This window comes from Rhodomicrobium lacus, from assembly GCF_003992725.1.
In the GTDB taxonomy this organism is placed as follows: Bacteria; Pseudomonadota; Alphaproteobacteria; order Rhizobiales; family Rhodomicrobiaceae; genus Rhodomicrobium; species Rhodomicrobium lacus.
Window position 1 is genome coordinate 1,219,760 of the sequence record NZ_RZNF01000012.1, and the last position, 23,290, is coordinate 1,243,049.

General features: G+C 60.5%; 17 protein-coding genes. 10 read left to right on the forward strand and 7 right to left on the reverse strand.

The annotated features are described in order from the left end of the window. Positions 1-51 precede the first annotated feature (51 nt). Positions 52-1,515, reverse strand: coding sequence for an O-antigen ligase family protein (locus EK416_RS15120; RefSeq protein ID WP_127078924.1), 1,464 nt, complete (start codon positions 1,513-1,515; stop codon positions 52-54). Between the two features lie 20 nt (positions 1,516-1,535). After that, a complete protein-coding gene (locus EK416_RS15125) occupies positions 1,536-1,955 on the reverse strand; it encodes a hypothetical protein (protein ID WP_127078926.1) in 420 nt (139 codons plus the stop codon). 351 nt (positions 1,956-2,306) lie between these two features. On the opposite strand from EK416_RS15125, the gene EK416_RS15130 reads away from it, so the two are divergent. The 3 genes from EK416_RS15130 to EK416_RS15140 all read left to right on the forward strand — a co-directional run bounded on the left by EK416_RS15130 (position 2,307) and on the right by EK416_RS15140 (position 6,712). Further along, positions 2,307-4,589, forward strand: coding sequence for a GumC family protein (locus EK416_RS15130; protein ID WP_127078928.1), 2,283 nt, complete (start codon positions 2,307-2,309; stop codon positions 4,587-4,589). An 84-nt stretch (positions 4,590-4,673) separates the two neighbouring features. Continuing rightward, positions 4,674-5,207: a J domain-containing protein gene (locus EK416_RS15135; protein ID WP_127078930.1), complete on the forward strand. Its 534-nt coding sequence runs from the start codon at positions 4,674-4,676 to the stop codon at positions 5,205-5,207. Positions 5,208-5,602: 395 nt separating this feature from the next. Beyond that, on the forward strand, positions 5,603-6,712 hold the full coding sequence (locus tag EK416_RS15140) for a tetratricopeptide repeat protein (protein ID WP_127078932.1): 1,110 nt from the start codon (positions 5,603-5,605) through the stop codon (positions 6,710-6,712). A 184-nt stretch (positions 6,713-6,896) separates the two neighbouring features. On the opposite strand, the gene EK416_RS15145 is transcribed toward EK416_RS15140, so the two are convergent. The 5 genes from EK416_RS15145 to EK416_RS15165 form a co-directional block, all read right to left on the reverse strand. Next, on the reverse strand, positions 6,897-7,412 hold the full coding sequence (locus EK416_RS15145; RefSeq protein WP_127078934.1) for an ExbD/TolR family protein: 516 nt from the start codon (positions 7,410-7,412) through the stop codon (positions 6,897-6,899). After that, positions 7,393-8,133, reverse strand: coding sequence for a MotA/TolQ/ExbB proton channel family protein (locus EK416_RS15150; protein WP_127078936.1), 741 nt, complete (start codon positions 8,131-8,133; stop codon positions 7,393-7,395). Before EK416_RS15150 ends, EK416_RS15145 begins: the two co-directional genes overlap by 20 nt. Positions 8,134-8,166: 33 nt before the next feature. Then, positions 8,167-8,916 (reverse strand): cell envelope integrity TolA family protein, encoded by a 750-nt coding sequence (locus EK416_RS15155; RefSeq protein WP_127078938.1) that lies wholly within the window; start codon positions 8,914-8,916, stop codon positions 8,167-8,169. Between the two features lie 122 nt (positions 8,917-9,038). Next, positions 9,039-11,384 (reverse strand): arylsulfatase, encoded by a 2,346-nt coding sequence (locus tag EK416_RS15160; RefSeq protein ID WP_127078940.1) that lies wholly within the window; start codon positions 11,382-11,384, stop codon positions 9,039-9,041. 297 nt (positions 11,385-11,681) lie between these two features. After that, on the reverse strand, positions 11,682-13,985 hold the full coding sequence (locus EK416_RS15165; RefSeq protein ID WP_127078942.1) for a tetratricopeptide repeat protein: 2,304 nt from the start codon (positions 13,983-13,985) through the stop codon (positions 11,682-11,684). 568 nt (positions 13,986-14,553) lie between these two features. On the opposite strand from EK416_RS15165, the gene EK416_RS15170 reads away from it, so the two are divergent. The 7 genes from EK416_RS15170 to EK416_RS15200 all read left to right on the forward strand — a co-directional run bounded on the left by EK416_RS15170 (position 14,554) and on the right by EK416_RS15200 (position 23,244). After that, positions 14,554-16,218, forward strand: a complete 1,665-nt coding sequence (locus tag EK416_RS15170; RefSeq protein ID WP_127078944.1) for a ShlB/FhaC/HecB family hemolysin secretion/activation protein — start codon at positions 14,554-14,556, stop codon at positions 16,216-16,218. 74 nt (positions 16,219-16,292) lie between these two features. Continuing rightward, positions 16,293-18,305, forward strand: coding sequence for a DUF2341 domain-containing protein (locus EK416_RS15175; RefSeq protein WP_245434071.1), 2,013 nt, complete (start codon positions 16,293-16,295; stop codon positions 18,303-18,305). A 4-nt stretch (positions 18,306-18,309) separates the two neighbouring features. Continuing rightward, positions 18,310-18,717 (forward strand): ExbD/TolR family protein, encoded by a 408-nt coding sequence (locus EK416_RS15180; RefSeq protein WP_127078948.1) that lies wholly within the window; start codon positions 18,310-18,312, stop codon positions 18,715-18,717. A 49-nt stretch (positions 18,718-18,766) separates the two neighbouring features. Continuing rightward, positions 18,767-19,558, forward strand: coding sequence for a TonB C-terminal domain-containing protein (locus EK416_RS15185; RefSeq protein ID WP_127078950.1), 792 nt, complete (start codon positions 18,767-18,769; stop codon positions 19,556-19,558). Between the two features lie 62 nt (positions 19,559-19,620). After that, entirely contained in the window at positions 19,621-21,549 is a 1,929-nt protein-coding gene (locus EK416_RS15190) for a putative porin (RefSeq protein WP_127078952.1), read from the forward strand. Continuing rightward, entirely contained in the window at positions 21,471-22,169 is a 699-nt protein-coding gene (locus tag EK416_RS15195) for a coiled-coil domain-containing protein (protein WP_245434072.1), read from the forward strand. Before EK416_RS15190 ends, EK416_RS15195 begins: the two co-directional genes overlap by 79 nt. Positions 22,170-22,176: 7 nt before the next feature. Continuing rightward, on the forward strand, positions 22,177-23,244 hold the full coding sequence (locus tag EK416_RS15200; RefSeq protein ID WP_127078954.1) for a peptidylprolyl isomerase: 1,068 nt from the start codon (positions 22,177-22,179) through the stop codon (positions 23,242-23,244). The last annotated feature ends 46 nt before the right edge of the window (positions 23,245-23,290 follow it).

The following is a 23,290-nucleotide window of genomic DNA, read 5'->3' on the forward strand; positions in this document are numbered from 1 at the left end:
CGACCTTTGCTCGCAGCGTGCGGCACCCTGGATGCGCATGTCGAAATCGGATCACGAACTCGCCCCAGTCCTCCGCCAGTCTTCTGGCCAGGCAATCTCGCTGGCCCAAGCCTCTCGCTTCACCTCCCCGCGGGAATGGTGCCGCCCTCGCCGCGGCTTAGGCTTGGGCTGGACCTCGTACGTCGCCGGAACAGCAAGTATCCCGCAGAACAGCGCAAAGATGGCAGCCAGCGCTGTCGTTCTGAGGGGATAGTCCACAATCGAATGGGCTAGCAGCAAGGCGAGGATCACGACCGCAGTCCGGTTCAGCGCCGTCACATCCCGCGCCTCGCCAACCGGAGGCGCCTTCCAGACAGTCCAACTCCGGTTCGAGAACCAAGCCAGGAAAGCCAGGATAACGAATGCACCGATGACGCCGGTTTCAAGAAAGATTTCGGCGAAATCATTATGGGCGCGATTGGCGTACCCCGGGTGGACGTCATCGCTCTTTTCGACCGCACTATACACCGGCACGAAAGAACCTAATCCCGTGCCGAAGGGCAGCGATTTGATCGCCGTTTGGAGCGTTGCACCGGCAAAACGGAGGCGAAGATCGTCGACGAAATCGCCTTCGAAGCGTGTCAGCAGGCGACCGATGCCGAACTGGACTGCAAAAAGCATCGCAATGATTGCGACAGTGGCAACGGCCTGAGACGAGGCTCGATTCTCCCGACCGCCCATATCCTCCCGCGTTCGAGCAGCGAAAAAGATGGCCGCGCCGCCTCCGATCGCCAGCATGGCCAAAAAGAAGCCGGCGCGAGATCTCGCCAACATCACCCCGGTTACCAAAGCGACGAAAGTGAGCGCTATGACCGCCCAAATGAGGAGGCTGGAAGCTGGGGGCCGCGCTCCCACCCTTGGCATCGTCGACCAATAGCCGACAAGCACCAGACTCACCACTATGAGGGCCGCGAAGTGATTGCGGTTCGCGAAGAAACCGACGGCCTCCGTCAGATTTGTGTAACTGTAAAATCGAAGCCCGCTGCCAGGCCCCTGGGCCACTTGAAGGAAGCCAATCACGAGAGACAGGACGCCAAGCCCAAGCACGATCCAGCAGAGCAGGCGTCTTTGCTGAAAATCCAGGCGAACGACCGCGGAAAATACCGCGATTGGCACGAGGAGCGACACAGCGGCTGCCCAGGTTGCCTGCGGCGTCAGCGAAAATGTGTCCCAGGCTGTCGACGGCGCAATACCAGCTGTACCGCTCCGACTGAGTAACTTTTCGCCGCCGGACCAGATATGGAACGGCAAAGGGAAAAGCTGCAGCGCGACAATCGCCAGGGCGGAAAGAAACACGACTGCAATCGCGCGGCGCTGCGCATCCCAGCCGGATCTCTCCATCAACGGCCAGAGCGCTATACACAGTAGCGGAACCGCCGCTGCTTGTGCGACCGCGTCCCCCAGAAAGCCGATACTCGTGCCGCCTCCAAAAAGAACCGCCAGCACCAAGACAGCGACGCAAGACCCGAACAACATCGGAGCACTCCGACGACGGATTACGGGCTGACCCCACCGATGAACTCGTTACCGCTATCGTTGGTCGCCAATGCGACACCGACACCGATGCCGACGCCGAGCGTGGCGCCGATCAGGGGCAGGTTATTTGAAAAGCTTCCCTGTCCGGGAACACCGCCGGCGGGCTGCCCATTCGAAAGGACCGCAACGGTCTGAGATTGCGCAACCCTCTGGATCATGCCGCTGTCGTAGACAATGTCCGCACTGCCCGCGACGGCGCGAATGCGGTCACCCGCAACAACCGGCGACGTCACCGAGACCGGCTGGAACCCGCCTCCGCGATCAACCATCACGGAGCCCTGGATATTCGTCAAAATGGTCGCATGAGCTGCCGTAACCATGAAGACAGTACCGGCAGTTACCACGGTTGACCATTCGACGAGCCTCTTCAGACCGCGCATTTGGCACTTCATAGCATTCTCCAAGATATCGTTCGACGCACTGAAACACCGGAAATCATTATAATGATCATAGGATTTTGACAATTTTATAAATTAGTGGATAAGCTCTTTTTCCAATCGGTGCAGCCAATTAACCACAGATTGCGATTCGGACCGTGCGAGACAATTAAAGATTGTGGAAAACGCGCAATGTTGCACACCGCGTCGCTTGCATAGGTTACGCCGATTGATGCCATTCTCAGTTGCGATCGGCACGAGAGCGTCCGGGATTCAATGCAAGTCTTTTGAAGAACGTAGCGGTGGGTTCGATCCGCGAATGGCGACCGGCGAATTTGGGTAGCGAGTCAAACTATGCAGGATAGCTTCCGGGGTGGAGCCGATGATCGTTCACGCGAGGCTCAAGCGCTCATCCGGGCCGATTCTCACGCAATAGCGACAGCAAGGCTCGGCTATGTGCCCGTTGGATACGGAGCCGAGCCGGAAGAAGAAGAGAAGCTGGCGGTGTCGCTGCGGCGTTACGTCCACCTCCTTCTCAAGCATAAGTTCCTCGTTCTGGGAACCGCTTTCGTATTCTGCGTTCTCGGCACGATTCAGACCTTGATGAAGACGCCTCTTTACGCAGCAAATGTCAGTATTCAGATCGAGAGAGAGGGAGCCAAAATCGTCGAAAGCGGAACGACAAGCCCCACAGAAACGGGCAGCGTCGACTTCCTGCGCACGCAGCACGAGCTTTTGAAAAGCCGGTCCATGGCGGAACGAGTCGTATCCGCACTTAATCTTTACAAGGACGATACATTTTTCAAGCCTCGCGACGTTTCGGCGCTTGGACTTATTACGGGCTACTTCTCGAAAACTCAGACGCTCTCCCCGGCGTCGAAGATAGCGAAGGCCAGCGATATCCTGATCAGCAACGTCACGGTCATGCCGGTTCCCGGCTCACGCCTCGTCGATATCCGCTACCTTGATCCCGATCCGCACCGTGCTCAGATGATAGCGAATGGATATGCAGACGCCTATGTGGCCTCCAATCTGAACCGGCGATTCGAGGCGAACGCTTACGCGAAGACATTTCTTGATGATCAGATCAAGCAACTGCAGATAAGGCTACAGGAATCCGAGCAGGCTTTGATCGATTTCGCCGAGAAAGAGCGGATGGTCGAGGTCAACGATAAAACGTCCATCGCGGAAAACAGTCTCGCCGCCGCGAACGCTGCCGCGGGCCAGCTGATTTCCGAGCGCATCAAGAACGAACAGCTTTGGCGTCAAGTCGAAAGTTCGACTGCCATCAATTTACCCCAGGTCCTTAGCAATCAGGTGATAGACACCCTGCGCGGTCAGCGGAAGGCCTTGGAAACCCAGTATCAGGAGAAGCTGGAGAACTTCAAGCCAAGCTATCCCGAGATGGTTCAAATCTCGAACAAGATCAAGGAGGTGGATCGGCAAATCAATGCCGAGATAAAAACGATTCGGAACTCCTTGAAAGCAGGCTATCAATCATCGCTCGCGCAGGAAAATGAGATGAGGGCGAGAATTGAGGAGCTCCGCACGGAAGTTCTCGATCTCCAGAAAAAAGGCATTCGCTACAATATATTAAAAAGGGAAGTCGACACCAATCGCAATTTGTACAATAGCCTTCTTCAACGTCTCAAGGAGGTCGACATTGCCAGCGGCGTTGGAAGCAACAACATTTTCATCGTAGACAGAGCAATCGCCCCGACCTCTCCTTCCGAGCCGAACCTGAGCCGCGCACTGTTTCTCGCCCTTGGTCTGGGGCTCGTTACCGGCATCGTAATTTCCTGTCTGCTCGAGATGATCGATGATCGCGTGCGGGCCCCCGAGGAGGTGGAACAAATTTCCGGGCTGCCGACCTTGGGCATCATTCCGCGCGATCAATCCGACATGGAATTGAGCGTCGTTATCAAAGACCACCGTTCCCATGTGGCGGAAGCCTACCGGTCCTTCGCGACGGCGCTACAATTCTCCACCGATAGCGGACTGCCGCGCTCGATCGCGGTGACGAGCGCGGGCGCGGGCGAGGGGAAGTCGACGACAGCACTTGCGATGGCCCGTCATTTCGCGCACATCGGTCTGAGAGTTCTGCTGATCGACGCGGATCTCAGGCGGCCATCTCTGCACATCAAGCTGAACCTCGATAATTCGATGGGCTTCAGCAACTATCTGACCGGCGCTTCCATGCCGCCGGATCTGGTGCAAAGGACCGATCACCCCAACCTCGCGTTCATGGCGTCGGGGCCGCTTCCGCCGAACGCCGCCGATCTCCTCAGCGGCCCCCGGGTTTATTCGCTGATATCGCTCGGGTCGGATGTGTTCAATGTCATCATTTTCGACTCGCCTCCGGTATTGGGGCTCGCGGACGCGCAGCTCCTGTCGGGCGCTGCGGCAGCAACCGTTTTCGTCGTGGGCGCTGGCGACAGCAGAAAAGGCGCGCTCCGCGCCGCACTGCGCCGAATGTACATGGCCCGCGTCACTTTACTCGGGACGCTGGTGACAAAGTTCGATCCGAAGACAGTGGGATACGCGTACGGACACGGATACGACTATCAGTACGGGTATCATATGGACACGGAAGACGCAGATCGCAGCACGCAAAAGCCGCAGCTAGCCCGGTATTGACCGATGCGAAGTCCCGATGCCATCGCCGCTGCTCTTGGCATGCTGTCTTATCCACGCATGGCACATAAGGCGCGCCGGTTTCCCTTGCCGAAGGGCATCACGTTCCTTCTCGAAATTGCAGCTGCTGAGCCCGACGCCCTTCGGGAGGCGGTCTCCATCACCGGGCAGTCGGAACCCACGCTCAGGAAAGCAGCCGGTTTCTTCATCGAACAGGTCATGCTCGACGAAAAGGCCGATTACTACCGGATGCTCGGTGCGAGCCCTTCCGCCCCGAACGAAGACATCCGACGGCATATGGCGCTCATCATGCGCTGGCTTCATCCCGACCTGGTGATGGATCACGAGCGGGACGGCGGTTTCAACCGAAGTCTTTACGCGAACCGCGTCATCGCCGCTTGGGACGCCCTCAAGTCGCAATCCCGCCGTTCTGCCTATGATTCGACCCGCCTCAGGGGCGAGCCCGACACCGCACCGCCGAAGCCGAAAGATCGCCAGCCGAGCCTCCAACCTCAGTCGAGTGTCCCGACCGGTTGGCAAGCAATGCGCCCCGATTCCCCGGCACGTCGACGTGCCGCCGGTTTGAGCCAAATTCTTAATCTGTTCGGATTTCGCCTATGAGTAGAAACGTCTCGAACTTCGGGCGCGCAAAGGTATTTCGGGTTGCGATCAACAAACTGTCGCATGTCATCGCGAGTCCAGCCCGGTTTGCGTTTTTCAGCGCGCTCAGCCTTCTTCTCTTCTGGCTGATCGCCACAAAAAGCCTTCCCTATGCCCTGGCACTTAATGATCCCGATCTGGCGTTGCGTCTCAATGCGTCGAACCCCGCTGCCCTCATCGCGAAAGCGGAACGGCTGCGAGTGCAGTTTCTCAACTTGAACCAGGGCAGCAAGACAGGCTCTCGCCTTCCCGAAGCGTCCGAAGATACCATAGGAAAGCTTCCGCCTGCGCGGCAGGCAGGAGCGCCGGAAAGCGTCGATCGTCGCGGCCTGCGTGAGGAAATCCGTTCGCTCGCCTTGCGCACTCTGGAAAATGATCCGCTGAACGCGACGGCATACCGCTTGCTCGGTGAAATCGCCGATACGCCCGATCACGCTCGCATTCTGATGCGGGAGGCCGTTAGACGCTCGCAACGCGAGGCAATTGCACAATTCTGGCTCCTGAACGACAGTTTCCTGCGCAGCGATTTCAAAAGTGCTCTCGGTCACGCGGAAATACTTCTACAAACCCGTCCAGACCTGACCTTGTACGTCTTCAGCTATCTGACGCTTCTCGCTGACGAACCGGAAGGCAGGCGCTTCCTGACTGCCCGACTCGCGCGAAACCCGGCCTGGCGGCAAGGCTTCTTCGAAGCCCTGCCAAAAAACGTGCGCAAGATGGATACGCCGCTGCAGCTGGTGGTCGCCCTGAAGGGAACGGCGAAACCGCTCACCAATCGTGAGATTGCTCCCTATCTGGATGTGCTGATCGAGAAAAACCTCGTCGACGTTGCTTACAATGCCTGGCTTCAATTTCTGCCACAAGCCGAACAGGATACGATTGGCCTTATAACGCATCCCAGTTTCGAGCGTGAGCCGAGTGGCGTTGCTTTCGACTGGATGATTACCCCAGGCACCAACGCGAGCGTCGAATTCGCGCCCCTGTCGCCCGATGCCGGGCACGCCTTGCATTTCAATATGGGAGAGGGGCGCATTCAATTTCCTGTAGTCAGGCAGTTCGTTCTGTTTTCCGCCGGCAGTTACCGGATCGACGGGAAACTCAGGGGCCACATTACCGGCAAACGTGGCCTGCGCTGGCAGATCCGCTGCGCCCACGGCAACCAGCGCATCCTTGGCGAAACGGAACAATTGCTGGGGCGGTCGGAGCAATGGCGGAACTTCGCCTTTTCTTTCGATGTCCCGCGAACGGATGAGTGCAAGGGGCAGATGCTGCGTCTCTACCACGATGCGCGATCCCCGTCCGAAGAGTTCGTATCGGGCGAGGTCTCGTTCGCGGAACTGCGGCTCACGCGTCTCGACGCCACGGAGAGCCTCAGCGCCGAGATGTTCCCCGAGGCTGGTTCACCTGAACCGACCGACGATACCTCGACGTTGCGATGGACCTCCACCGTTGCCGCGCCCAAGTAAACGCCAGTGCAGCCCCGGTTTCTGCCGTCACGCTGCCGTTCCCCTGCTCGGCGCGGTTTGCGCCGATGTCTTCGAGGAGTCTACCTGTACACGCGAAGGGCAAGCTTACCTGATCGCACCGTCCAGCGTCGCAAGGTCATCAAATCTCGTCAGCGGGTCAATCTGCGCCGCTCTCCCCTGCACGTCATTGCGCCGCCGGTGCCACGGGCGCGGGTAAAGCCGGAGCCGCGACGGCCTCAGCAGCAGGCGCGTTAGGCGGTGGCGCGGTGTTTTTCGTGCTCGCCCCTGGAGCCTCGGAGACGAGAGCCACCTTCGTAAACCCGGCGGTACTGATCTGACCCATCACTTCGAGGACTGCCCTATAAGGAAGTTCCTTGTCCGCGCGGACGTGTATCCGGCGGTCGAGCTCGTTTTCGGCGTGGTTCTTCAGCGTGGAAGCAAGCAGGTCGGCGGGTATTTCCTCATTGCCGATGAAGTATTTGCCGCCGGCGTCGATGCTGACAGCGAGCGGCGGCTTCTGGTCGTTGAGCGGCTTCGCCTGCGTCTTGGGCAGATCCACCGGCACGCCGGATGTCATCAGCGGCGCGGCGATCATGAACACGATGAGCAGCACCAGCATGACGTCGACGAGCGGCGTCACATTGATGTCGGTCATCGGCGCGTCGTCGTCCTCGTCGTGGCTACGCAGCGAGGCGCCCATGAGGCTCTCCTTTCGAAAGCTGGCGGGACAGTTCCACGCCGTAGACTTCGATGAATGTTTTCAGGCTTTTCCCGAACTGGGCTATGTTGCCGGTGATGCGGTTGTAGAAGACGACTGCCGGGATCGCCGCCACAAGGCCGAGCGCGGTCGCGAACAGCGCCTCCGCGATGCCCGGGGCGACGACGGCGAGGCTCGTGTTATTCGACGCCGCGATGCCCTGGAAGCTGTTCATGATGCCCCACACAGTGCCGAACAGCCCCACGAAGGGCGAAACGGACCCGATTGTCGCAAGGCTCTGGAGACCGCCCTTGAGCTGGTCCAGCGTGTTCGCGCTGGCGAGTTGACCCACGCGGTGCACACGGTCGAGCAGGCTTTCCTGCTGCGCCGGACTGTTTCGGATATCCGCGGATCGCCTGTTCTCGTCGACCATCGCCTGGTATATGAGCCGCAGGGGATCGGACGGTTTCACACGCAGAAATGCCTCTGAAAGGTCTGAGAGGGGAACGCCATGCGCAAGGCTTCTCAGAAGGGTCTTCGCTCGCCTGTTGAGGATGGCAAGCTGGATGGTTTTCGCCGCGATGATGCCCCATCCCCAGGCCGAAGCCAGGATGAGCAGCCCCATTACCGCCTGAACGACGATGTCGGCCTGCTGGAAGAGTTCCAGCGGCGAGAGAAGATGAGCGGCGCTCGCGGCACCGCCGGAAATGGCTGTATCGGCCATTCGGATTTCCTTCCATGGTTGCAGGTGGCGCGATCACTGGGCTCTGTAGACGATTGCGCCTGAAATCTTGTATGTCCGCGAGCCAAGCGCAGGCGGTGTCGGGAACGGCGCGGAACGCGCCAGGGCTTCCGCTGCGGCGCGATCCATCACGGCGTTGCCGGAGCTTCCTACCGACTTGGAGATGAGTTCCCCGCCTGAGCCGATTACGATTGAATAACTGATGCGAACCGACTGTCCGCGCGAGAGCGCCGACTTCGGGAAGCTTCCGCTCGCGACGCGATTGATCCGCTGGTACACCTTGTTGGCGTAGTCAGTCGGGATCGCGCCCGGCGTCGGCGTGGCGGACCGGGGCTTAGGTTTCGCGACGGGCTTCGGCGGTTCCACCGGCTTGGGCTTGATCTCCTCCTTGACCGGCTCAGGCGGCTTCTCGGGCTCGGGCAGAGGCTCAGGCAACGGCTCCGGCGTGGGTTCCGGAATGGGCTCCGGCTGGGGTTCCGGTTCTGGCGGCGGAGGGGGCTGCTCGGGTTCCTCCGGCGCTGCCGGTTCTTCATAGACCATGTCCACCGGCGCTTCGAGAACAGCGGGTGGCGAGCTGAAGTCGATCGTGAGAAGGGCGGTCAGGGCGGCCACGTAAACGCCAATACCGAGTATGGTCAGCGTTACCGGTGGTCGCCGCGTCCCGATGCCGAGCAGCACGGCTGGAACCGCAGGCGACAACTCCCCTTTCTCCGTAGCGCCAAGCGGCTGGCTATCGTACAGGCTGCCAGTAATTTCAACATTCATGCTCTGAACCCCGATCGGACGAGCCGACCGCTCACGCACGCATCCGCCCTGCGATGTGCCGCCATTTCGTCATCCCTTCCGAAGCACGGCGTGAGCGATCCAGCTTGCCATTTCGTCCGTCGCTATTTGAGGTCGAGCGTGACTGTTTCGATCTTGCCGGTGAACTTGAACGGCACGCTGTAATTGTCGCTGATCGGGGTGCCGAGATCGGCCCCGACATCCAGCGTCTCATGATAATTCGTGAAAAGGTTCGAGATCTTCGCCTCGCCGACAGACGCCCCATTCACGGAAAGGCGAGCCGTTCCCGGCTGGGGGATGCGTCCGAACCCTCGCGCCACCTTGATGAGCGGATTGGACTCGTCGCCATCGACATTGAAATCGAGCGTGACGGTCGCCTTCCCCGGCGGCACCGCGGCGGCCGAGACGATCCGGCCGGTTACGCTTCCGTGTGCGTTCGTCTCGTAGACTGCTCGGCCCTGGTCGTCGAGATAGATGACATAACCGCCGAGATGGCCGCCTTCGGCAATGATCACGCCCTTGGCGCCGGCTTGGGGAATGTCCACTTGCGCCGTGATCGTGTGCGAGCGCGAACCAGTTCTGGGACCGATCAGAACCGGGATGCGGTTTGTGCCCTCACGGAACACAAGCTGCTTCCTTTCGGTCGAGCCGGACGTCAGAAGCGCCGGCACCGGAGCGAGAGGATAGATGTTGGTGCGCTTCGCCTCCTGATCGAAGAGGGCCTGAAGCTCTTTCAGCTTCTCGGGGTTCTCCTTCGCGAGATCGCGCGCCTGGCTATAGTCCTTGTCGAGATTGTAAAGCTCCCACGGATGTTCGCCGATGGGCGTGCCAAACCGCTCGAACGTCTTCCACGGAACGATGTGGCGCGCACCTGCCCACCAGCCATCCTTGTAGATGCCGCGATTGCCGACCGTCTCGAAGATCTGCGTGGTGTGTTTGCTTTTCGCCTTTCCGTCGCTGAAGCTGTCGACGAAGCTCTTGCCCTCAAGTGGCGTCTGCTTCTCCCCGTTCACCTCGTCGGGCGGCGTGATACCGGCGGCCTCATAGATCGTGGGTGCGATGTCCGTGACGTGCCGGAAACCGCCGCGGATCGCGCCCTTGTCGGTGATCTTCGACGGCCATGACACGACCAGCGGATCACGCGTGCCGCCGAGATGCGAGGCGACCTGCTTCGTCCACTGGAACGGTGCGTTCAGGCCCCAGGCCCATGCCGCCGAGTAGTGATTGTAGAAGGAATCGGTGCCCAGCTCGTCGGCCCTTTCAAGCCGTCCCTGGATGCTCACAGGGCTGCCGTCCGCATTGCGAGCGTCGAGCCCCTCGGGACCGCCCTCGGCGCTGGCTCCGTTGTCGCCCACGATGTAGAGAACGAGCGTGTTGTCGCCTTTGCCTTCCTCGCGAATGGCATCGAGCACGCGACCGACTTCGAAATCGGTTTGGGCAAGGAAGCCCGCATAAACCTCGGCCTGTCGTGCCAGCAGCTTTTTCTGCTCGGGCGAAAGGCTATCCCAGGCGGCGATTTCTGCCGGGCGCGGCGTCAATTCGGCGTCGGCCGGGATGATGCCCAGAGCTTTCTCGCGCGCGAAGGTTTCTTCCCGCAGCTTGTCCCACCCCTGATCGAACTTGCCCTTGAACTTGTCGATCCATTCCTGGGAAACGTGGTGCGGTGCATGCGTCGCGCCGGTGGCGAAGTATACGAAGAACGGCTTGTCGGAGGCCGCCGCATCGTGCTGATGCAGCCAGTTGATCGCTTCGTTGGCAAGATCCGTGGTCAGATGGTAGCCCTGTTTCGGGGTGCCCCAAGGCTCCACGGGCGTTGTACCGCGCCAGAGCTTCGGCTGCCACTGGTTGGTCTCGCCGCCCTGAAAGCCGTAGAAGTACTCGAAGCCGCGACTTGTCGGCCAGCGGTCGAACGGACCGGTCGGACCGGCTTCACCGATCGGCGTATTGTGCCATTTGCCAAAAGCGGCGGTCGAATAACCGTTGAGGCGAAGCACCTCGGCGATGGAAGCCGCGCTTTTCGGCCAGCGCGCATTGTAGCCCGGATAGTTGGCGGCAAGCTCCGCGACCGTTCCGAAGCCGACCTGATGATCGTTGCGCCCTGAGAGCAGCGCGGCGCGCGTCGGCGAGCAGAGCGCATTGACGTGGAACTGATTGTAGCGGAGCCCTTCGCTGGCGAGCTTGTCGAGCGCCGGCGTCGGAACGGGACCGCCCGTAACGGATGTCGCTCCAAATCCCACATCGTCGAGCAGAATGAGGACAATATTCGGCGCGCCTTTGGGCGCGGTGACATTTTTCGGCGCGTCGGGTTTCGACTTGTTTGCGTCAGCGTCGACGACCCCAGAAAAGGGTTGCTCGGGTTTCGGCAAAACTTCGGCCGCGATTACATGGCTGCTCATGCCCGCAAGAAGTGCCGCCCCGGCGACGAACCGCCAGGATCTGGATTGACTCATTTGTCTCTCCCAAAAGGACTTCGGAGTTATTCAGATCAAGGGGTATTGCGCCCGCAATCGGTTGTCCGGCATTCCCCACCAGATGCCGCAAAGAGGGGCTTGAAGGCCCCTCTCGCGCTCCTGAAGAGTATGTCGACTATGTCGATAGTCAAAATATTTTTTACGACTGGCGGCGCGCTGAGCGTGCGAAAAAGAAAATAGTTCTACCTGCTATCAATCGTTAAAAATCCCGGCCCTTCTCTGCAACTTGTGCGAGGCTTGAGCCCAAGCATTTTAGACAAAATTCGCACACGGATTTCAGCGGCCTTCCGGCCCTGCTTTCTGCTCCGTGCGGGAACCCGGGTTGTCGGGAGCAAGCTGCGCAAGCGAGCGCGCATGATCCGCCGCTTCCTCGGTGCGGCCGCTCTCCCGCGCGAAACTCACGAGCGCTTCGAGAAGCAGGCGATCCCCCGGATGGCGTCGGCTCGCCTCCCGCAGCACCGCCATGGCGCGAGCACGGTCGCCGTCTTCCCAGAGGGCAAGTCCGTAAGCGTAGTCGAACCGTGGCTCTTCGGGACTGAGGGCCGCCGCGCGCTCAAGCTCGACGCGGGCTTCGGCGCGCCTGCCTTGCCGGATGAGCGTAAGCGCCAGCGCATAGCGCACATCGCCCGCCCCCGGAGCGGACGCGGCGCTTTTCCGGAGTACCCGCTCCGCTTCGCCGTTTCGCCCTTCCGCGCGATAGAGATCGGCCAGCGTAATCGCTCCGGCGGTGAACGACGGATCTTCCTCGATCGCGAATCGCAATGTCGCTTCCGCTTTCTCCGCATCGCCGAGTTCGGCCCACAGAACGCCGAGGTTCAGCGCGCTTTCGGGTCGCTCGGATGCGAGTTGCTCCGCTTCGACCCACTCCTTGAGAGCGCTCCTGAACGGCTCGCTGCGTTCGGCGGGGCTGGCGGAAGCCAGAAGCCGCGCCGCTTCGATCCGCACAGCACGTGCCGGATCGCCGACGACGGGAAAGAGAAGCTCTGAAAGCGTCGCGGGGGGATAGGGCGCCAACCCCCGAACCGCGCCGAGACGTACGAATGGCTCGCTGTCGGCAAGCCCCTTACGGAGCGCTGCAAGCGCCGGAGCACCGGGAAAGCGGGCGAGGAGTGAGAGCGCGGTCGCGCGCGCTATCGGCGGGTTGCCCGGATCTGACACCGTCTCGACAAGAAGCTTCTCCGCTCCGGGAAGCCGTTTGCGGCCAGCATCGAGCGCTTTCGCAAATTTCGAGCCTGTTCTATGGCCGCCACCGCCCCAGCGGTTCAACGCCTCTTCGGACCAATCTGCGCCGCGCTCCGCATGGCATGTGAGGCAGGGATCGGACGATCCCAGCGCCGCTGCTCGGGCCGGTGCGGGAAGCCTGAAGCTGTGATCGTGGCGGACATGAACGCCCATATAGGTGCGCCCCGGCATATGGCAGGTGACACACCGCGCGGCCTCTGACCCCTGCGTGTGACGGTGATGCGAGGAGGTGTCGAAGCGGCTGGCGTCATGGCATTGCGCGCACACGCCGTTGCCTTCCGCCTTGAGGCCGTCGCCATGCGCGCTGTGGCAGTCGGTGCAGACGACGCCCGCATGCGCCATGCGGCTTTGCAGGAATGAGCCGACCTCGAACACTTCATCTCGAAATTGTCCGTCCGCGAAATAGAGCGTGTCGTCCAGCAGCGCCGGGGAGTGGCTGTCGAGGAGAGGCTGGCCGGACGCCCACCCATCGGTCAGGGCTCGGCGTCTGGCATGGCAGGGCGCGCATCGGTCGACCTCCCGATGCCTTGCCGGGCCGACGAAGCGGCGGATGCCTCGTTCGTCGAAATCGCCCCAATAGGCGCCGCGCGCGCCCGAGCCTTCCGGCGCCAACCCCTTGTGCGGGATGGCCGCCGGACGCCCGCTCTCCGCCCACGCGACGTGGCTCGCGCCGGCACCGTGGCACGCTTCGCACGCCACATTGATGTCCGACCAGGTGGTGCTGTAGGTGCGCGTTGCGATGTCGTAGTTCTTGCGCAGGCCCGTGGAATGGCAATCGGCGCACATGCTGTTCCAGGTCTGGTTGCGGCTCGTCCAGTGAAGTGCGTCGCCCGGCTTGATGCCGGCTTCCGGATAAAGGCTGAACCAGCGCTGCCCGCCCTCCGAAGCTGGCCGACTGTCCCACGCGAAGGGGAGAGCCTGATAGCGTCCGTTTCCGAAGGGAACCAGATATTGCTGAAGTGGGAAGACGCCGATGGTGAAAGCGATCGGAAACTCGGCCTGCTTTCCGCTGGCGTCTTCGAGGCGCGCCAACGCCGAAGATTGACGCATGAACGCGACGAAGTCGCCGCCAACTGCTGCCGCGCCACCGAAACCCGCGAGAAGCGTCGAGGGCGACGCCACCTGCAGCGATTTCGCATGAGACGAGCCGGCCCAGTCCCGGCCCTGCGGCTCGTGGCAGGCGACGCATCGCTCCTGCCCGACATATCCCGGCGGGTGCATGCGTGCGATGCCTTCGCCGGCATCGGTCGTCCCGGTCGACTCCAAAGCTACGCCACCGGCCAAAAAGACGGCGAAGATGACGACGATGAAACGGAGTGCCGGATGAAGGCGTTGCATGGCTGCTTTCTTCGTTGGCAGATCGGGCAAAGCCGATCCACCTCATGCGGACGGTCACCTATTGCCACGCTTGCGTCCGGCAGCTTTTTTGTCAATGAAATCGATATATGTCATCATCTATCCGTCAACGTTCCTCGCTCCCGAAACCGCCTGAACGGTTTCATAACGGTCGGAATCCGCTCTAAGGTGTGGCGCCGACTGCCCGGTTTGTACGATTCCCCCACGAACGTTCCCGATCCGTTTGCCAGTCTGCATCCCCGACAACGCCAAAGTGCGCCTTCGGTCGGAGCCGATTATGCGGCGCAGCCATGTCGACGGGTAACGCCTGAACCCCAAGCGTCCGACTTCCGCAACGTGGCCTTCCTGCAACGGTCTTTCGCCGTGAGCTTGTGCTTTCACGAATTTCTGGCGGTCTCCGTCGCGCCCGCGGCTCTCAGAAGCGGAGACCCCATGCGATGGGCATCGCAAGTGGGCGTTTCATCGTAGGGGCACTGGTTCTGGGGGCGTTGTGAGTTTTGGGCAAAAAAGGCGAGGGCGGAGCGCTCCGCCCCGAAAAGCTGCGTGCCTGATGGCCGCAGTCGCGATTGTTGGCGGGATGTCGCCGGAGTTGGGGATTGCCGCTGAAAAGGCGCAGCTTCCCGTCGGGAAAGGCGCAGGAAACACAGTTTCTCCTTCGGCGCCATCTGCCGAGCCGCAGAATTTCGATATCGATGAATTCCGCGTCGATGGGGCTGAAAAGCTTCAGCAAATCGAGGTCGAGGAAGCGATTTATCCGTTTCTTGGCCCCGATCGCACGCCGGCAGACGTCGAGAAGGCGCGCGCTGCTCTCGAAAAGCATTACCACGAGAAAGGCTTTCAGACCGTCAGCGTCAGCATTCCGCCGCAGAACGTTTCAACACGGATTGTGGTGCTCAAGGTTACCGAGGGCAAGGTGGGACGCCTCCGGGTCACCAACTCGAACTACCACGATATTGAGAAGATCAAGAAGAAGGCGCCGTCGCTGAAAGAAGGCACGCTGCCGAACTTCAGTGACGTCACGCAAGACATTATAGCGCTCAACCAGTGGCCGGATCGTCGCGTTACGCCTGTGCTAAGGGCGGGTGTCACGCCCGGTACAGTGGATGTCGATCTCAATGTCGAGGACAAGCTGCCGCTGCATGGCAACGTCGAGTTCAATAACCGAGCTTCCCCCAACACCACGCCAACCAGGATCAATACCACACTCAAATACGATAATCTTTGGCAACGCGGGCATTCGCTGAGCGTCACATATCAGGTAGCTCCCGAGCGTCCAGACGATGCGGAGGTCTTCTCCGGCTCCTATCTGGCGCGCGTTACAGACTGGACCAGCATCCTCGTTTACGGCGTCAAATCGAGCAGCAACATCTCCACGGTGGGTGGCATGACCGTCATTGGGCCCGGCGAAACCGTCGGCGCACGCGCCATTCTGACACTCCCACCGCGCGAGAATTACTTCCATTCCTTTTCAGCGGGCTTCGATTACAAGCACTTCGCGCAGATGACGTTGCTCGAAAAAGAGGGGTTCTCGTCACCGGTCTCGTATGTTCCGTTAAGCGCGACCTATAGCGGAACGCTGCAAACGGACGGCGGCCTGACTCAGTTCAGCATCGGAGCGGTGGGCAATCTCCGCGAATTGAGCAGCGATTGGGAGGAGTTCGCCAATCGGCGCGCATACTCGAATGCCAACTTCTTCCATTTGAACGCCGAACTCTCCCATACCCAAGACATATGGGAAGGGTTCCAGCTCTATGGTCGCGTCAAGGGGCAATATTCCGATAGCCCGATGGTTTCCAGCGAACAGTTCAGCATCGGCGGCGCCGACACCGTTCGCGGCTATCTCGAAAGCCAGGCCATTGTCGACAACGGTGTGGTTGGCTCATTCGAGCTGAGAAGCCCCGACATCGGGGCGATCCTGCAAAGTTACATCAAGGACAGTGCAGGCAAGGATGAGGCTGGCAAAGACCAGCTTCCGTTCACGGTTTTCAACGAGTGGCGGCTGTTCGGTTTCGTCGATGGGGGCGCGGGGTACATCCATAACCCGCTCGCCGAGCAGGAAGCCAACTTCGACCTGTGGAGCTACGGCGTAGGCTCGCGCTTCAAGATTTTCGATCATCTGACTGGCGTGGCGGCCCTCGCCGTGCCGATGACAAACCAGGGCGAAACGCGAAAGGACGGCAAGACCGTCCTCTTCAGCGTAAGCGGCGAATTCTAGAACCGAGGAAAGTTTCCATGTTTTGCAAGAGATTACTCGCGGCAGTTTCGCCAACTCACAAGGCTGGCCTGAGAATGCGCATCGCGCGCCTGAGCTTCGCTATCGCCGCAGCCACCTTGACGCTGACGAACCAGGCGGCAGCATGGTGGAACGACGAATGGACGATGCGCAAGCAGATCACCGTCGATACCAGTGCAAGCGGCGCGAACATTACGGATGCGATCGGAACCAGCCCGGTCCTGATACGCCTCCATGCCGGCAACTTTCGCTTCGCCGCGTCAAAAGCGGATGGCAGCGACCTGCGTTTCGTTGCTGGCGACGACAAGACGCCCCTCAAATATCACATTGAAAGATACGACTCGCTGCTTGGCGAAGGGTTGGTTTGGCTGAATCTTCCGAATGTTCAGCCGGGATCGAAAATTAACGTCTGGCTCTATTATGGAAACCAGAAAGCCCTTGCCGCGCCGGATGCCAAAGGTACTTACGACGCCGATACGGTGCTCGTGTACCACTTCGCCGAGAGGGGCATACCCGCAACCGATTCCTCCGCATGGGCCAACAATTCCCAGGACGCGGGCCAAGCTGCCAACGGGTCTCTCATCGGCTCGGGATTGCGCCTCGACGGCAAAGCAACGCTGACGCTTCCGGCTACGCCGTCGCTCGCGCTGGCGGAAGGCGCCTCCTTCTCCTGGTCTGCGTGGATCAAGCCCGCTGCGCTTCAGCGCAATGCAGCTATCTATAGCCGCAAGGACACCCGAAACGGCGTCGTTATCGGTCTGGATGATGGCGCGCCTTTCGTAGAAATCACGAAGGATGGAGTTGGGCAGCGTTCGTCGGCAGGCGTCCCTGTTGCGCCGGGCGGCTGGCATCACATCGGCGTCTCGGCAACGCCCGGTCTTATCACGCTTTATCTTGACGGCGCTCCTTATGCGACTTTGAACGCGTCTCTTCCCGCTTTGAACGTCGTTGCGAAACTCGGCGGCGATACGGCGATAGCCGTGCCGGCCGTAACGCCTGAGGTCGCGTCTGAACCGGCAGCGGCCGCTCCCGCTGCGGATGGAACGGCGGCAGAAGGAACCGCTACCGCCGAAGCGACTGCGGAAACCACCGCCCCGGCTGCTCCGGTCGTTCCTGCCCCCGTTGCTCCTGCTCCCGTGGCGGCAGCTGGATTCATCGGCGATATCGATGAACTGCAGATCTCCAAGAATGCGCGCGGCGCAGGCTTCATCAAATTCGCTGCCACTCAGCAGGGCCCAGCTCCTTCGAAGCTTCTTTCCTTCAGCGTCGACGAGGAAACGTCGAGCTGGCTGTCGGGCTACTTCGGCATTCTTCTGAAGGCTGTCACGCTCGATGGATGGGTCATCATCGGCTTCCTCGGCCTCATGGCGCTGTTGGGCTGGATCGTGATGATCGAAAAGCACGGCTACCTGAAGCGTCAGAGCCGCGCGAACGACATCTTCTCTCCGGCCTTCCGTAACCTCGGCGAAGACATCACCGCGATGGTCGAGAGGGAGGGGTTGGCCGTGTTGACGGGCGAGAACGCACGCGAGAATGTGAAAAAGCACGCAAAGGCTCGCGCCTACGTGCAAAAGAACTCGTCGCTTTGCAGGCTGTATGAAACCGGCGTCGCCGAAATCCGCAAGTTCGTCCCCGAGGGAGACAACGGGACAACCCTGAACGCGGAAGCGATTGCGTCTATTCGAGCCACGCTGGACGGCTGCGTCATCCGCGAAATGCAGGCGTTGAACCGGCAGATAGTCGTTCTTACGCTATCGATCGCGGGCGGCCCGTTCCTCGGCCTGCTCGGCACGGTCATCGGCGTGATGATTACCTTCGCTTCAATCGCGATGACCGGTGATGTGAACATCAACGCGATAGCGCCTGGCATCGCGGGTGCGCTGATGGCGACGGTTGCAGGTCTCGCCGTCGCGATCCCAGCGCTGTTTGGCTACAATTGGCTGACGCTGCGCATCAAGAACCTGACCTCCGACATGCAAGCCTTCGTCGACGAGTTCGTCGCGAAAATCGCCGTGACATACGGCAAAGGCCGCCCGTCGCCGGTGGTCGCACGCATGGCGGCGGAGTAGCGCCATGCAGGTTCAGGCCGACGACAACAAGCCCTACGACGAGATCAACGTCACGCCGATGCTCGATCTCGCCTACGTGCTGCTCATCATCTTCATCGTGATGACCACGGCGACGGTGCAGGGAATGAAGGTCAATCTTCCAAAGGCGTCCGCTGCTCCGAGCCTCGCTCAGCAGACCACGAAGGCGATCACCGTGGGAAACGACGGCAAGATCTTCCTCGACACCATTCCGGTGACGCTGACGGAACTTGAACAGCGGCTCGTGCAACAGAAGGCTCTCACGCCCGATTTTCCGGTGGTTCTACGTGGCGACGCGCAGACCCAGTACCAGAACGTCATGGATGTGCTGGACCTGCTAGGCCGCCTCAGCATCACGCAGGTTGGTCTTGCAACGAAGCCGCTCGTGAAATGAGGCTCGTCGTGACGATGTCAGAGAAACAGCGCCAGACGGGGGGGTTGTCATGACCGATCCGCGCGATTTGCCCGACGAGAGCAAGGGCGTACACGGCGATCCCTACGGCCAGTTGACTGAAGCTGAAGAGAACGCGCTCGAAAGCGGCGAGCAGTCCTTCGCTCGCAGACATGGACCGGCAATAGCCGTGGGTCTCGGTGCGTTGCTCGTGGGTGCGACCGTGTTCGCGTTATTTCTCTCCGGAGATACGCCGCAAGCTCGAAAGGTGCAGGACTTCACGATCGTCGCCGTTGTGCCGCCTCCTCCGCCGCCTCCTCCGCCGCCCATGCAGCAGCTATCGCCGCCAGAGCAGGAGATGATCGAGCAGCCGAAAATGGTCGAGCCCGAGATCAAGCAGGAGGCGCAGGTTGAAGAACCGAAGGACGCGCCGCCGGAAGCGAGCGACGCGCCGCCTGATGGACCGTTGGGACTGGACCAGGCCGCCGAAGGCCCGGGCGATGCTTTCAATCTCGCTGGCAAGCCGGGAGGCCGGGGCATTCTCGGCGGCGGTGGCGGCGGCAGCCGCTGGGGCTGGTATGCCACCATCGTGCAGCAACAGATCGAGGCCGCTCTCCGACAGAACCCGAAGACGCGCAACGTCATTCTGCAGGTTCAGGTCCGCCTTTGGGCTGACCGGAGCGGCCGCATAGACCGCGTCCAGCTCGTTTCTTCGACGGGCGACGTTGAGGTGGACGCGGCCATCCGCAGCGAAGTGCTACCGGGCATAGCTCTTCGCGAACCGCCACCGTCGGACATGCCGATGCCGATCGTGGCTCGAATTACGGCGCGCCGATCAGGCTGACGGCGGCGCACAGACTACGGGGCAAACGAAATCTGACGGCACTTAATCGATGGGTGGGACTAATGTTTGACGTGAACTCTTTCGCGGGCCGACTGCGAGCGCCGCTCGCAACGGTTTCAATGCTGGCGCTCTGCGTGGCAGGAATGGGACAGGCGCTGGCGCAGAGCTATGCGCCGGGCGGGACCTCTGTCGTCAAGAAAACCGAAGAAAATCCGACAAGTGTATCGAAGAAAAAACCGACGTCATCGAGCGCAACCGTCAATCTGGTAAATGCGCTTGTTGCTCAGGGCGTGCTGAAGCCCGAGCAGGCGGAAGCCTTGATCAAGCAGGCTGAAGACGAGGCCTATGTGTCGCGCGAGGCGGCTAAGGGTGCCACGACGAAGGCCGACGAAGCCGCAAAGGCCGCTTCAGCCGCCGCGTCCGCAGCAAACCCTCCCGGCAGCCGGCGTGTCACCTACGTGCCCGAGGTGGTCAAGCGCGAGTTGCGCGAGGATGTACGCAAGGAAGTGATGGCGAAAGCCGAAAAAGAGGGTTGGGCGTCGCCCGGCAAATACCCGGAATGGGCTTCGCGCGTGCGCGTTTATGGCGACATTCGAGGTCGCTATGAAGGACAGTTTTTTCCTGGAGGCTACAACTCCACCGGGCAGATCTTCGACTTCAACGCGATCAACACCGGTTCGCCTTATGACCTTTCCTCAGGCAACTCTTACTACGCACCGCTGCTGAACACGAGCAAGGACCGGGAGCGCTATCGCCTTCGGGCCCGCATCGGCGCGGAAGCCGATCTCGGAGACGGCTTTACCACAAACATCCGCCTCGCGACGGGTTCGGACAACTCGCCCGTCTCCACCAATCAAACGCTCGGGGGCTCGGGAGGCAATTTTTCGAAATACGCAGTCTGGCTCGACCGCGCGTCGATAAGCTGGGAGCCCTTCAGGCACTCGCGTTTCGCGCCATACGCTGGATATGACCCGCTTGCGAGCCTGACCGGGACCGGAGACGGCTATTACGGTTACAAGGACAGCGCTCCGGAACGGCTGAGTTCGGTTGCGATCACACTCGGTCGTTTCGACAATCCATTCTGGTCCCCCACAGAGCTTGTCTGGGACAGCGACCTTGGTTTCGACGGCGCTTCGATCACGGCCCGCCGTGAAATCGTGCCGGATTTCACACCGTTCCTCGTGGCTGGTGCATTCCCGATCTTCAATACGAGCCTCGATTTTTCGTCGACGCAAACCACCAAGTACGACAGCCAAGACAAATACCTTTTCGGCGCGCAAACCGGCCTGACCTGGCAGGCTACGCAGACTGCCGGGTTGACGGTTGGAGCGGGCCTCTTCGACTTCAGCAACGTGCAGGGACGGCGGTCCAGCGCTTGCTACATTGAAGAAACGAAGGATTGCGACACCGATCATTTGCGGCCTTCATTCGCGCAGAAGGGTAACACATACATAAAGCTGCGCAATGTTCAGCATTCTGATGCAACACTTACCACCGAGCCTCAATATTTCGGGCTCGCAAGCGAATACAGGCCAGCCGTCTTCGCCGGCAGGGTCGATTTCGGCTATTTCCATCCGATAAGCATCCTGCTCGATGGCGAATTCGTCTGGAACACGGCGTTCGACCGTAAAGCTATGGATACGCTCGTCGCTGACGGACAAGTGCAGAACAACCTCAAGAACGGCAGGTACGACGGCGGCAACATCGGCTGGCTCACCCGCCTCACCGTCGGTCACAAGAAGCTCGAAGCCTTCGGGGACTGGAATGTGAATGTCGGTTACAAGTATCTCGAATCCGATGCGACGCTTGATGCTTTCGTCGACAGCGATTTCGGCCTCGGCGGAACAAATTTGAAGGGCTATTTCATCGGCGGCAATTTCGCATTTACCAAAAGCGTCTCCGCCTCGGCGAAGTGGATGAGCGCGGATGCTGTCGGCGGCGCGCCCTATGCTGTCGACGTGGTTCAGGTCGATCTCAACGCGAAGTTCTGACCATGAAAAACTCCCCCGACCGTTCGAAAGCGCAGCTTCCGCTCGCTGTTGTTGCTCTTGCCACCGCAGCGCTCTCTCTGCCCGCGCACGCAGACTCTGAAGTTGATCGGCTGCGCGAGGCTTTGAGAACACTCACGACGCAGGTTCGCTCGCTTGAGGATCAGCGCACCTCAATGCAGGCGCAGCTTACGGAAACGACTCGCGCCCGCGACGCGCTCAAGGCCGATGTGGCCCGGGCCAAGGAAATCGCGAAGAAGGCGGAAGCCGATTATCGCACCGCCGTCAAGGAGTTCAATGAGCGCCTCGAAGAGAGAAACCAGACGCTCGAAAAGTGGAAGGAAGCCTACGCAGAAGCAGCAACGGTTGCGCGGACGAAGGATGCCGAACGCGCGAAATTCGAGACCGATGCAAACAGCTGCAAAGCGAGCATGAAAACCTGCACGCTAAAAAACAAGGAACTCGTAAAAATTGGACGCGAGCTTCTCTATCATTATGAAGGTGTCACATTCGGTGATGTAGTTATCGCAAGAGAGCCGATAGTCGGCTATCGACGCGTTGAAATACAGAGCTTCCTCCAGGAGTTTGGGGACAAGGTTCTGAACCAGAAAGTCGATCCGTGAGGTTACCATGTCGTTTTTTTTACTGTATACACCGAAACGCGACGGGCGAAGCCGCACCGCAGCAATTACGAGCGCTGTGTCTTTCGCCTTTCTCGCCACAATCTTTCCCGCGTGGGCTCAGGCTCCGAAGCCACCGACACCGCCCAAGGCGGTAGCCGCTGCACCTGCCACGCCCCTTACACCGGCGTCGCCCGTTTCGCCCAAGGCATCTGCACCGCGTTCCACTGGCAGCGAAGACGTGGTCGCCCGTATCGGCGATCGCGACATCACCATCTCGGATGTCCGCTCATATCTTGGCGGCCTGAGCGCCTCAGATCAGGCTGAATTGGTAAGCGATCCGGCCCGACTGAACCAAGCGGTCAGGCAGATACTCGCCAGTCAGCTTCTCCTCAAGGAAGCGACCGACAAGAAGTGGCAGGAGCAAGCCGTCGTCACGGCGCAACTCGATCGTCTGCGCGACAATGCAATCGTTGAGACGTATCTTCAGGCCGTCTCGCAGCCTCCGGCGAATTATCCGGACGAAGCCGAGATTCAGAGGGCTTATGACGCGAACAAGACCGCATTTGTCGTCCCTCGCCTTTACCGGATCGCGCAGATTTTCGTCTCTCTTCCGGCAACCGCCGACAAGGCCGCGGAAGAACAGGCGAAAAGGAAGATTGCCGACATTCAGGCCAGGCTGAAGCAGCCGAAGGCGGATTTCGCCGCGATTGCCAATGAGGCGACGGAACAGAACGGCACAGCCGAGCGCGGGGGCGAAATCGGGTGGGTTGCCGAATCGCAATTGCTCCCGGAGATCCGCTCTCAAGTAGCGGGTCTTTCCGAGAGCGGCGTGACCGAAGCGATCAAACTCGCCGACGGCTGGCATATCGTGAAGCTGCTCGAGACCAAACCTTCCGAAACGCGCCCGCTTGCGACTGTCCGCAATCAACTCGTTCAGCGCCTCCGCGCGCAACGCGCGGAGGCGCTTCGTCGCGCTTACATCGCGAAGGTAATCGAACAGAACCGTCTCGTGGTGAACGAACTCGCCCTTACAAGAGTGTTCGACAGTTCGACCGAGACGAAAGCCACGCGTTGACCTTCCCCTTGCCCAGGAGGCGCCGGCCGGCATTGCCGGCCGGCGA